This window comes from Aquidulcibacter sp., assembly GCF_020253525.1.
GTDB lineage: Bacteria > Pseudomonadota > Alphaproteobacteria > Caulobacterales > Aquidulcibacteraceae > Aquidulcibacter.
This window is the reverse complement of the sequence record NZ_JADCBK010000024.1, coordinates 1-12,370: the sequence shown is the minus strand read 5'-3', so window position 1 is coordinate 12,370 and position 12,370 is coordinate 1. Positions and strand designations below refer to the sequence as shown.

Genomic DNA, 12,370 nt, shown 5'->3' with positions numbered 1-12,370 from the left:
TTGTTTATGCTAAAAGTCAACTTAGATGCCAAGGCCAGATCTGACGCAGCTGCGGACTTTTTCAAATGTCTCCGCGTCTAAAACGCGTACGTCATAGATGCGTTGCCCATTATCCCAACCTGAAAACAAAAGACGCAATCGATGAAAGGCAACCGTTAGGACCACGTCGCCTTTTAGCCACATAACAGGTGAATTGTATGGGGCAGGAAGTAATGGTTCAAAGCCGATCTGCAAATGATGCGCCAAGACGGGACGCGGCGGCGATGTGCTCAGCGGTACGATCGTGCAAAGCATCTGCCGATTTCGAATAGGTGGACTCAATACGATTGCTGGCCGCCTCTTTACCATTTCCGGTGGCCGAAAGCCCTCGGATAGGTCAACCCTTAGAACGGTTCCTGGCGCTGGATGAGAGGCAAGGGGCAAGAATAGGCTCCATTCACCCTACACTATGCCGCAGTGCCGTTCAAAATTCAATCATAGATTTAAAGATAACTCTAGATATTTAAGAGTCTGGTTGACTGGAATGCTACTCGGAACTGTGCCGGGCGATTAATCCAAATGCTTGCGTCCTGGGTGAGTTGAAAAGCGAACTTTGGGTCCCAAGCCCAAGGGCAATATCAAAATTGACGGGGACTTGAATGCAAGCAAAGCTATGCATTCAAGTCTTCCACATTTTTGTCCCCGAAGACCTGAAATTCTAAGGTGTGCCCAAGAATGTCATGGCGGCCACGACATAGCCTTCCACACTCGACTTGACCGAGGCTTCGGGCTCAATCCGGAACAAGGGGGAGTGATGGGGTGGGGCTTGGCTCATGTCATCGGTGATGCTGCCGCCCACATTGAAGAACACGCTTTTGATCCCGCCCCATTCCGGCGCGCCATAATAGGCAAAGTCTTCTGCCCCCATGCCGGTGCGGGGAATTTTGGACATACGGTCAGGGCCAAAAGCTGCTTCCAAACTGTTGCGCAGCTTGGTGGCCGTGTCTGGATCATTCAGATTAGGTGGGGCTTTTTCTGCCAGATTGGTTACGATGGGCATACGGTCTTCCGGCACGCCATAGGTGCGGGCCACCCCATCTGAAATCCGCTTGATCCCATCAAGCAGTTTTGCCCGCACTTCAGGCGTATCGGCCCGCACGGTCAGTTCCAAGCGCGCTTCTTCCGGGATGATGTTGCGCTTTGAGCCAGCATGCACCACGCCCACCGTCACAATGCCAGGCTCTAGGGGCGAGATATTGCGGCTTACCAAAGTCTGCAAGGCCATCACAAGGTTCGAGGCCACAACAATTGGATCAACCGTCTGTTGGGGCGAGGCGCCATGGCCGCCGACCCCGCGCACGATAATATTGACGCCGTCAGAACTGGAATTGGCGACCCGGTTTTCCACTTTGAATTTGCCGCGCTCAAGGCCGCTGGCAATATGGAGCCCCAGCGCGATGTCTGGCTTTGGGAAACGGGTATAGAGGCCATCTTGCAGCATGGCCAAGGCCCCACCCAAACGCTCTTCAGCGGGTTGGAAGACCAGCACAATCGTGCCACGCCATTGGCTTTTGCGCGCCATGAGTTGCCGTGCTGCCCCGATCAAAGCGGCAACGTGAACATCATGGCCACAGGCATGCATAACAGGCATTTCAACCCCGTCAGCATCGATTTGGCGCACTTTGGATTCATAAGGAAGGCCATTGCGTTCAAGGATGGGCAGGCCGTCCATATCGGCGCGCAGCATGATGGTTGGGCCAGCACCATTACGGATCACACCGACAATTCCGGTGCCGCCGACTTTCTCGGTGATCTCAATACCGCCAATGGCGCGAAGCTCGCGCGCGACCACGCCTGCGGTGCGGGTCTCGCGGAAGGAAAGCTCTGGATTGGCGTGCAAGTCTTCCCACAAGGCTTTGAGAGAGCTTGAATAATCAGCAGCCACACTGGCGCTTAACTCCGACACCTTAAGGTTCTGCACGGGCGCAGATGGTTTGGGTGCGGCAGCGCCCAAGATCATCAGGGCGGCTATCGTGGCTAAAGTGGTTGTTCGTGTCATAAACATCGCTCCAAGTGCAGTCCATCAATCACAGTTTCGTGAAGCTACGGGCCGCTGATGCACTTGTCTATTCAAAAGTGAAGCCTACCTGTCGGCTAAGATTGACGTAGTCGCCTAAAGCCATGATGGAAGCGGGCCACTTGCACAGGAAGCGCATCATGAAACTGGGTCGTCTCAATCACGTCGGCATTGCCGTTCCGTCTATCGCTGCTGCCTTAGAAAATTATAAGGCGCTTTATGGGGTCACCGATGCCGATATCACGCCCATGCGCGATATGCTCGAACAGGGCGTGAAAGTGGCCTTTGTCGATATTCCCAATAGCCAGCTGGAATTGATTGAGCCTTTGGGTGAGGCCTCCCCCATCCATAAGTTCCTTGAAAAGAACCCCAATGGTGGCCAGCATCATGTGTGCTTTGAAGTTCCCGAGATTTACGCCGCCTGCGACGCGATGAAGGCCAAAGGGGCCACGATTCTGGGCGAGCCTCGCATCGGGGCTCACGGCACTTTGATTATCTTCGTGCACCCAAAAAATTCTAATGGCGTTCTGATCGAATTAATGGAAACGCCGAAAGGGGCCCACTAGATGGATTGGTTTACGGGGATCGCAATCTTCCTCACCATGTGGTGGGTCATCCTCTTTTGTGTCTTGCCGATTGGCGTGCGCAGCCAGGAAGAAAGCGGGGAAGTGGTTGCGGGCACAGACCCCGGTGCCCCCGTTATTGCCAACATTAAGCAGAAGCTCGTGTGGACGACGGCAATCACGTCCATCGTGTGGACAGCTTTCGCCCTGCTTTTGATGTCTGGATGGGTCTCTTTGGAGCATCCGCTCGGCCGTTTGATGGGGTGAGGGGGCCTTATCGTCCTTAAAATCCAGTCAATTTCGCCTTCGAGCCCAAAAAGAGAGCAGGGTTTGCCCCACATTTAGCCGCATCATGGGCAATGGCATGTTTTTTTGGCAATTGGGCAGCCCCTTTGTTGCACCTGCGAGGCGGAAAGGCGATTGTGCACTTGCGAGACGGGCCTGTCGCCCCCTCGTAAATGCCTGATGGCGTTTCCTCCCAGAACCTTTGCGCCGCGCCTGACTCGTTCAAGCGCGGCCTTTTTTCATTTGGGGGGTCGCATGTCTCGTTTAGCATGCGCCGGTTGAAAGCCCATATTTACCCGTTGAGGCTATATCGGTTCCAAATTCTAGGATTTGGGCTAACCTTTTATGAGCAAGCATATTTTGGAAATTGGTACCGATGGGGCGGCCATTTGCGCCTATGATCCGTCGATTTTGCCGGATGATTTTGACCACAAGTATGGTGGGGACAGAGTAGATTTGATCGCGGAATTGGCAGGCGATGGCCGCGCTTGGCAGGATGAGACCGGTGGCGATGGCACGTATGTCGTTCATGTCTATGTCAATGAAGCGCCCATTCTTGAGCCCTATGTCCAAGAGAGAGTCATCGAGCAGTCCGACTTCATCCGCTTTACCTGCCCCAGTGGCACCTTGGTGGTCTGTGGCGCGGAATATGTGATCAAGGACCTCGGCATAGATGACCCAGGCACCCAAGACCCTAAAGAAGTGGCGGAAAGGGATACTCAAATCCTAAACATTCCGCCCGGCGACTATCGCTTAAAGGTCCAGCGGGTCGATATGGATGGGGCGCGTGAAACACGCAAAATCAAGCCGATCTGGCAAACCCATGCGTCAAGTGCTGCGATCATTGGCATGCTGCTTCTGGGGTTTCTAGCCATCATCTTCCTTGGTTCAGCCATTTGGTGGTCCCTGACGTACCTCTATCGATGGGCCACCGATTTCTTGCCGTGCCCCTGCCAACGCACCCCGATGGAGATTTTAGGTCAAGTGGGGAAAGCGGCGGCCTGCGGTGGTGGCGCGTGGCTTGCTCTCCAAGCCAATAAGGCCATCCTCAATACCCCCACAGCAATCGCCCATTCCGCGCTCGTCCGCGAGGCTGAACTGGCTATGCCGGACTATGTTTTGGAGTTGCAGGGGGTGTAGGGCGGCTCACAAGCTTCTATTCTTAGAAGGCCTTTGCCGCAGGCTGTGCCTTGGCCAAGACCTACTTCGAGTTTGAGCGCGCAAGATGGGGTGTCAAGAGGCGCGCTTCGCGCGTCGGCGAAGCCGATTTCACCCCTTGACGCCCCAGCTTGCGCAGAAACAATTGTCGGGTGGCTTCAAGGCAAGCGAAGTGCGGCCTTGAACCATTCCAAGTTAGCTGCTGAGTGGGCATTCGCGGACAAATGCGCTCTAGTGATCCCTCTGGTCCACCAAACCGCTTACGAAGTTGTTTGTGCGATCTCTGGGCAGTCAAGTGCGCAGCTTTGCGGCGTCGCGACGCGATCCGTTTTCAAAGAAAACGGACACTGGACGACCCAGATGTCGCGCGCATCCTTGATCATCTATTTTGGTGCAACAAAGTTGTCACCAAAATAGGTCCAGAGGGAAACGTTCACCACCCGCCACCCACCACCCGCAGCGCTGGCTAATTGCCTCCGCGCGCGGCACAGACTATGGCAGAGCGTCCAAGAGAAGGTGATCGCCATGCGCATGTCGCGCTATTTCCTGCCTGTTACAAAAGAAACCCCAGCCAATGCCGAAATCGTGTCGCACAAGCTGATGCTGCGCACCGGCATGATCAAGCAACATTCCGCCGGCATTTATTCCTGGCTGCCTTTGGGCTTGAAGGTCTTGCAAAAGATCGAGGCCATTGTGCGTGAAGAGCAAAACCGCTCTGGCGCGCTAGAAGTCTTGATGCCAACCATGCAAGGGGCCGATCTGTGGCGCGAAAGCGGCCGCTATGATGCTTATGGCGCTGAAATGCTGCGCATCACCGATCGCCATGAGCGCGACCTTCTGTTTGGACCGACAGCTGAAGAAGTTGTGACCGATATTTTCCGCAACCATGTGCGGTCCTATAAGGAATTGCCGCTGAACCTCTATAATATCCAATGGAAGTTCCGCGATGAAGTGCGCCCGCGCTTTGGCGTGATGCGAGGCCGTGAATTCTTGATGAAAGATGCCTATAGCTTTGATCTGGATGAAGCAGGCGCGCGCGATGCCTATAATAAGATGTTCTTGGCCTATCTGAAGACGTTCCAGCGCTTGGGCCTGCAGGCTGTGCCGATGCGCGCTGATACCGGGCCAATTGGCGGGGATTTGAGCCATGAGTTTCTGGTGCTGGCCCCCACGGGCGAAAGTGGCGTGTTTTACGATGCCATTTATGACGAGACCGATTGGGCCGGCATGGACATCAGCTTTGACAATAACGACGCGGCCCGCGCCAAGCGCGCTGAAACCGTGTCGCGGATTGTGAGGGCTTATGCCGCAACCGATGAAATCCATGACGAGGCCCGCTTTGAAAGCGAAGTGCCGGCAGACCGCCGCCGCACTGGCCGCGGCATTGAAGTGGGCCATATCTTCTTCTTTGGCACCAAATATTCTGCGCCGATGAATGCCAAAGTCTCTGGCCCGGACGGCAAAGACGTTTTGGTGCAAATGGGTTCTTACGGCATTGGTGTGTCGCGTCTGGTTGGTGCCATTATTGAGGCCAGCCATGATGACAATGGCATTATCTGGCCTGATGCGGTGGCCCCGTTTGATGTGGGTGTGATCAGCCTACGCCCCGGCGATGAAGCGGTTGATACGGCCTGCGAGCAAGCCTATCAGGCCCTGTTGAAGGCGGGCCTAGACCCACTTTATGACGACAGCCAAGATCGCCCTGGGGCGAAATTTGCCACCATGGATCTGATTGGCGTGCCCACCCAATTGATCGTTGGGCCCAAGGGCCTGGCCAATGGCGTGGTTGAGGTGAAGGATCGCAAGACCGGCACCAAAGAAGAAATATCTTTGGAAAGCGCACTTGCGCGTTTGACCGCTAAGGCATCGGCATGAAAGCTGGCAGCGCGGGGCCATTTGGCATGTGGGAGCGCACGCTAGCCGCACGTTATCTGCGGGCTCGGCGTGAAGATGGCGGGGTCGCTTTGATCTCGCTCATCAGTTTTATCGGCATTTTTCTGGCCGTGGCTGTGCTCATCATCGTGATGAGCGTGATGAATGGCTTTCGGGCAGAATTATTGGGCCGCATTTTAGGGGTCAATGGCCATGTTTTTATTGACGTGCGCAATATGCCGATCCCAGAAGCGCGCGCCATTGTCGCCAAAGCCAAAACGCTGCCCGGTGTGGTGGATGTCATGCCCAAAATCGATGGCCAAGTCATGGCTGTTGGCCAAGGCGGCACCTTAGCGCGCGGGGCGATGGTCACGGGCCTTGCAGCGTCTGACCTCGCCAAGCTCAAAATTGTTTCGGGCAATCTGGTCGGCGGCAATCTCAACAGTTGGGGCAAGGGTGACTATGGCGGCGACGAGATCGCCATGGGATCTCGCCTGGCCGAAGCCTTGGGCGTCTTGCCGGGGGATTCGGTGCAATTGATTTCGCCACAAGGGGCCTCTACCCCCTTTGGCACCACGCCGCGGGTGAAGGATTACACCGTCTCGGCCATATTCGACATCGGCATGAGCGAATATGATGCCACCTTCATCTATATGCCGATCGAACAAGCCCAGCTCTTTTTCTCGAAAGAAACCTCTTGGGACACGATTGAGTTGCGGATTGAGGACCCAGACAAGGCGGATCTTCTGACGCAGGAAGTTGCGAAATTCAGCCAAAACCGCTTTGTGACCGACTGGCGTCAGCAATCGGAAAGCCTTGTCTCTGCCCTGCAGATTGAGCGGAATGTGATGCGCTTAATCCTGATGCTGATCGTTGCCATTGCCGCGATGAATATCATTTCTGGCCTTGTTATGCTGGTCAAGAACAAGGGTCGCGATATCGCCATTCTGCGCACCATGGGGGCCTCGCGTGCTTCGATCATGCGGGTATTCATGATGTCGGGGGCCAGTGTGGGCATTCTTGCCACCCTAGCCGGGGCCATTGGCGGCACCTTATTCTGCCTCAATATTGGCACCATCCAAAAAGTCGTGGAGTTTGTGTTTGGCCCCGTCTTCAATGCCGATATTTATTTCTTAAGCCAAATCCCCGCCAAAGTGGAATGGCATGAGGTGATTACAACGGCCGTGTTTGCGGCCATTGCCAGCATTGTCGCCACGCTGCCGCCCTCGTGGCGCGCCTCTAAGCTCGATCCGGTGGAGGCGCTTCGCTATGAGTAGCCCGGTTCTGCGCCTCACCGATTTACGCCGCGTCTATCAGACCCGCGCGGGCGAGCTTGAAGTTCTCAAGGGCGTCAACCTCACCATTATGCCCGGCGAAATCGTCGCCCTGATTGGCCCTTCAGGCTCGGGCAAGTCCTCGCTGCTCCATGCCGCTGGCCTGTTAGAAGCCGCCCAAGGCGGGACGGTCGAGCTTGCAGGCATTGATGCCACAAAACTGCCTGACGCCGCGCGCACTGCGCTGCGCCGCACCGCGCTGGGCTTTGTCTATCAATTCCACCATTTGCTGCCCGAGTTTAGCGCGGTTGATAATGTCGCCCTGCCACAATGGATAGCAGGCGTTGGCCAAGCCGAAGCGCGCACACGGGCAGAGCAACTTCTCGACATGATGGGGCTGGCTGACCGGAAACTGCACCAGCCCGGCCAACTCTCGGGCGGCGAGCAACAGCGCGTTGCCATCGCGCGCGCCCTTGCCAATCAACCGGCCCTTTTGATCGCCGATGAGCCCACTGGCAATCTGGATCCTGCCACCTCCAGCTTTGTGTTTGATACCTTCCGCAAAGCCACGCGGGAGGAGGGGACTTCCGCTCTGGTTGCCACCCATAATCTTGATTTAGCCCGGCAAATGGACCGCGTGTTCCGCATAGAGGGCGGCCGCCTCGTACAGGACTAAAGCGCCTTTCTCGATGTTCCATATTTCTGCAAAAAACCTCTTGCCATGAGAACAAAACAAGAATAGAACGAAGGCAGAACAAACGAGGTGGAACATGGCCCAACTTCAAGACGCAGCCGCTTTCGCAGCAATTCTCGCTTTCACCCTCATGGCTTGGGGTTGGGGCGCTGTCATCGGCTGAGGATGGCTTTAAGATTTCTGTCGGCGAGGGCTGACAGAGGCCTCAGAGTCCTGTCAGACTAAGCCCCTTTCTGGTGGTGATTCAGTCGACGGATTCAGGTGGCCCTATGGCGGATGATACTTTCTCTAGCGGCGACTTCTCTGGCCATGGTCAGGGCGCGGGTGATGTCGCTGGGACAGTTGGTTCAGAGCCTGTTGGTTCTGGTCCCGGTGGAGTTGAACCTGTTGGTGCCGAATTTGTTGGCTCTGGGCCAAGTGGTTTCCGGCATGCGGTAAGGCCCGCTCTGGCAGGCCCCGGTTTTGTGCATTTGCGGGTGCGGTCGGCTTATTCGCTGCTGGATGGCGCGATGACGGTCAAGAAGCTCGCGGGCTATGCTGCGAAGGCAGGATGTGTCGCTGTCGGCATCTCAGACCCAAACCTGTTTGGTGCGCTCGAATTTTCAGAAGCCTTGGCCGAAAAAGGCATTCAGCCCATCATGGGCTTAACCCTGCCTGTTTCCTTCTTAAGTCAAAAGCCCGGCGCAGCAGCAGGACCTGATGGTAGTTTGGCGCTGATTGCCCAAAATGAAAAGGGCTGGGCCAATCTGATGGCGCTTTCCAGCCTCTCCTTCCTTGAGGCACCAGCAGGCAGCCTGCCCCATGTCGGCCTAAACCACGTGCTGGAGCATAGAGAAGGTGTGATCTGCCTTACCGGGGGGCGGGAAGGGCTGTTGAACCGCGCCCTTGCGGCCAATCTGAAGTCCGAGGCCGATATCTTGGTGCGGCACTTGGCCAAGGCCTTTCCCAATCGCCTTTATGTCGAGCTGCAGCGCCACGGCTTAGCCGATGAAGCCCTGGTTGAGCCGCTTCTGATTGATCTGGCCTATCAAGCCCATTTGCCACTGGTGGCCACCAATGATGTGCGCTTTGACAGCCCTGAGCGGCATCGCGCGCAAGATATCCTGATGTGTATTGGTCAGGCTACGCGTGTGGCCGATGACAAGCGAGAGCGTGTCTCGCCCAATCATTATTTCAGAAGCGAAGCCGATATGGTCGCTTTATTTGCCGACCTGCCTGAGGCTTTGGCCAATAGTGTGGATATTGCCCGGCGTTGTGCCATCCGCCCCCTGATGCGCGCGCCTATCCTGCCGCGCTTTACGACTGCCGAAGGGCGCGATGAGCCCGAAGAATTGGCCACCCAAGCGCGCCAAGGCTTGGAAGCGCGCCTGTTAAAGCGCCCGCCTGTTGTGGCCCGCGAAATTTATGAGCAGCGGCTAGAACACGAAATCAATGTGATTAACCGCATGGGGTTTGCGGGCTACTTCCTGATCGTTGCCGATTTCATCAAATGGTCTAAGGAAAACAATATCCCAGTCGGCCCCGGACGGGGCTCGGGCGCTGGCTCTCTGGTTGCTTATTCGCTGACCATTACCGACCTTGATCCCCTCGCTTTCGGCCTCTTGTTTGAGCGCTTCTTGAACCCAGAACGCGTCTCCATGCCTGACTTCGATATCGATTTCTGTCAGGAAAAGCGCGATCAAGTTATTGAGTATGTGCAGAAGAAATATGGCGCAGATCGGGTTGCCCAAATCATCACCTTCGGCACCTTGCAGGCGCGCGCGGCCCTGCGCGATGTGGGCCGCGTCTTGGATATGTCCTACGGCCAAGTCGACCGGCTGGCCAAAATGGTGCCGAATAATCCCGCTGCACCGGTGACTTTGGCCCAAGCCATTAAGGATGAGCCGCGCTTGCAAGAAGAGCGGTCGCGCGATGCCGATGTGCGCACGCTTCTTGATGCCGCGATCGAGCTTGAGGGCCTCTACCGCAACGCTTCTACGCATGCTGCGGGTGTGGTGATTGGCGATCGGCCCCTGCATGAGCTGGTGCCGCTTTATAAGGACCCCCGTTCCAGTCTGCCTGCCACCCAATTTAACATGAAGTGGGTGGAGCCTGCAGGCCTTGTAAAGTTCGACTTCTTGGGCCTTAAAACCCTCACCGTGATTCAGCGCGCCTTAGACTTTTTGAAGGCACGCGGCATCGTGGTTGATCTCGACACCTTGCCGTTTGATGATCCCAAAACCTACGAGCTTTTGGCCTCTGGCAAGACCATGGGCGTGTTTCAGTTGGAAAGCCAAGGCATGCGCGACACGTTGCGCAAAATGCGCGCCGATACGCTTGATGACATCATCGCCTTGATCTCGCTTTATCGCCCCGGCCCGATGAAGAATATTGAGACCTATTGCGACGTGAAATTTGGTCGCAAAGAAGCCGATTATCTGCATGAAAGCTTGGTTTCGGTCCTCAAAGAAACCCAAGGCGTCATCATTTATCAGGAACAGGTGATGCAAATCGCCCAGATCCTGTCGGGCTATTCTTTAGGGGAAGCCGATCTTTTGCGTCGCGCCATGGGTAAAAAGAAGCCCGAAGAAATGGCCAAACAAAAAGACCGCTTTGTCAGCGGGGCGACCGAACGCGGCGTGGATGGCGAGCTTGCTGACCGCATCTTTGAATTGGTGAGCGAATTTGCGGGCTATGGCTTCAACAAGTCCCACGCCGCCGCCTATGCGGTTATCGCCTATCAAACCGCCTATCTCAAGGCCAATCATCCGGTTGAGTTCATGGCCGCATCCATGTCGCTTGATATTGATGATACCGATAAACTGGGTGCCTTCATGCAAGAGGCAAAAAGCATGAAGATCAAAGTGTTGTCGCCCGATCTTAATTATTCCGAGGCGGACTTTACCGTCCAAGATAATGCCATTCGCTATGCTTTAGGCGGCATCAAGTCTGTGGGCGTCGCGGCGATGGCGCAAGTGGTAGAAATCCGCCAAGCAGGCGGGAAGTTTAAGTCCTTGCATGATTTGGCGGAACGGGTGGACCCGCGCGTTCTGGGTCGCCGCACGTGGGAGACTTTAGCCAAGGCCGGGGCTTTTGACTCGATTGAGCCCAATCGCGCTTTGGTATTTGCCTCATCTGATCAATTGGTCGCCCATGCCAATGCGGCAGCTTCAGACCGGCAAAGTGCGCAGACCAGCCTCTTTGGCGATGCGGCACCGCCGCCGCGGGCCCCTTTGCCCAGCGTCAAACCCTGGTCGGCGCAAGAGCGTTTGGATAATGAGTTTGCCGCCCTCGGCCTCTTCCTATCGGGCCACCCGCTTGATGATTTGATTGAAGCGCTGCGCCGCCGCCAGACAGTCTTTTTCTCAGAGATTCAGTCCAAAATGCAGGGGTCTGATGCGATCTTCCGCATGGCGGGCGTGGTCCGGGCCCGCAAAGAGCGGCCGGCGCGGGATGGCGGTAAATTTGCGTGGGTGACATTGAGTGATCCGACGGGTGAGTTTGAAGTCATGATCATGCCCGAGACCCTCAATGAAGCGCGCGACTATCTCGAGCCCGGCACATCGGTGAGTTTCCGGGCCAAAGCGCGCCTGCGCGATGGTGATTTGAAGCTGTCGGCAGAAAAGATTGAATTGCTAGACCAGACTGACATGTCGGGTTGTGCTGGCATTAAAGTCTTCCTTGCTCGCGGCGCACCCATCGAAGAACTTGCCCGCGTGACCGAGACCTTGCGCGGCGCCACTTCCTCCAGCTTTGGTGAATTACGCGTCGTGGTTGAATTGGCCGATGGCCGCGAAGTCGAAATCCAAGCCCCCGGCCGCTTCCCCATCGACGTCGCAGCAAGGCGGGCCTTGAAGAGCGCGTCTGGCGTGGATTTGGTGGCGGAGTTTTAGGGGGACGGCTCTGAGCCAAGGATCGCGCAGCAAGGGCAGCGCCTGACGAGGCGGGAACATGCGCAACTTTTGTTGCGCGCTCCAAGGGAGCGCTCCAAGGGAACGCGACACGGGGGATGCGGCTTTTATGGGCATGACTTGGAACGCCTTCAGGTCACACTTTGCTTGCCTCGAGGCCGCCCGACACTTGTCTTTGCCTAGGCCGGGCCTTTGGCAAAGGCGTTCTTAGGCAAAAAGATGCCATGGGTGCACAGACACGCCCGTGCATTCCCATCACAATGGCACCCTAGTTTCAGCCAAGCTGGCCCTAGTAGCGCCGATACAGCCCCGCCAGCACGCCTTGAACCTTGACGCGATCTGGCCCGAAAATGCGGGTTTCATAGCGGGGGTTGGCGGCTTCTAGCGCGATGGATTGCCCACGGCGGCGCAGGCGCTTCAACGTGGCTTCTTCATCATCGACAAGGGCAACCACAATATCGCCGGATTGGGCGTCATCGGTGCGGCGGATGATAACGAAATCGCCCTCCAAAATGCCCGCGTCAATCATGGAATCGCCTTTAACTTCCAAGGCAAAGTGCAGGGCAGGGTCCAATTGG

The 12,370-nt window shown here is 56.2% G+C and carries 10 protein-coding genes; 7 read left to right on the top strand and 3 right to left on the bottom strand.

What is annotated here, in order from left to right:
- Window positions 1-21: 21 nt before the first annotated feature.
- Window positions 22-423, bottom strand: a complete 402-nt coding sequence (locus tag IOB61_RS16785; protein ID WP_367272797.1) for a type II toxin-antitoxin system PemK/MazF family toxin — start codon at window positions 421-423, stop codon at window positions 22-24.
- 274 nt (window positions 424-697) lie between these two features.
- Window positions 698-2,038: an amidohydrolase gene (locus IOB61_RS03155; protein WP_290812036.1), complete on the bottom strand. Its 1,341-nt coding sequence runs from the start codon at window positions 2,036-2,038 to the stop codon at window positions 698-700.
- A 158-nt stretch (window positions 2,039-2,196) separates the two neighbouring features.
- Between IOB61_RS03155 and mce the strand changes: the two genes are divergently transcribed.
- From mce to dnaE, 7 genes are all read left to right on the top strand, one after another.
- Window positions 2,197-2,622 (top strand): methylmalonyl-CoA epimerase, encoded by a 426-nt coding sequence (gene mce, locus IOB61_RS03150; protein ID WP_290812033.1) that lies wholly within the window; start codon window positions 2,197-2,199, stop codon window positions 2,620-2,622.
- Entirely contained in the window at window positions 2,623-2,886 is a 264-nt protein-coding gene (locus tag IOB61_RS03145) for a DUF1467 family protein (RefSeq protein ID WP_085340687.1), read from the top strand.
- 363 nt (window positions 2,887-3,249) lie between these two features.
- Complete coding sequence (locus IOB61_RS03140) at window positions 3,250-4,044, top strand: hypothetical protein (protein WP_290812030.1); 795 nt, start codon at window positions 3,250-3,252, stop codon at window positions 4,042-4,044.
- 543 nt (window positions 4,045-4,587) lie between these two features.
- Window positions 4,588-5,937, top strand: coding sequence for a proline--tRNA ligase (gene proS / locus IOB61_RS03135; RefSeq protein WP_290812028.1), 1,350 nt, complete (start codon window positions 4,588-4,590; stop codon window positions 5,935-5,937).
- Entirely contained in the window at window positions 5,934-7,211 is a 1,278-nt protein-coding gene (locus tag IOB61_RS03130; protein WP_290812026.1) for a lipoprotein-releasing ABC transporter permease subunit, read from the top strand. Before proS ends, IOB61_RS03130 begins: the two co-directional genes overlap by 4 nt.
- Window positions 7,204-7,884 carry an ABC transporter ATP-binding protein gene (locus IOB61_RS03125; protein WP_290812023.1) on the top strand — a complete coding sequence of 227 codons (681 nt, stop codon included), beginning with the start codon at window positions 7,204-7,206 and terminating at the stop codon, window positions 7,882-7,884. Before IOB61_RS03130 ends, IOB61_RS03125 begins: the two co-directional genes overlap by 8 nt.
- A 287-nt stretch (window positions 7,885-8,171) precedes the next feature.
- Window positions 8,172-11,774, top strand: a complete 3,603-nt coding sequence (dnaE, locus tag IOB61_RS03120; protein ID WP_290812022.1) for a DNA polymerase III subunit alpha — start codon at window positions 8,172-8,174, stop codon at window positions 11,772-11,774.
- A gap of 307 nt (window positions 11,775-12,081) precedes the next feature.
- On the opposite strand, the gene IOB61_RS03115 is transcribed toward dnaE, so the two are convergent.
- Window positions 12,082-12,370, bottom strand: a 289-nt coding sequence (locus IOB61_RS03115; protein ID WP_290812020.1) for a LexA family transcriptional regulator, incomplete at its 5' end; no start/stop codon positions are given.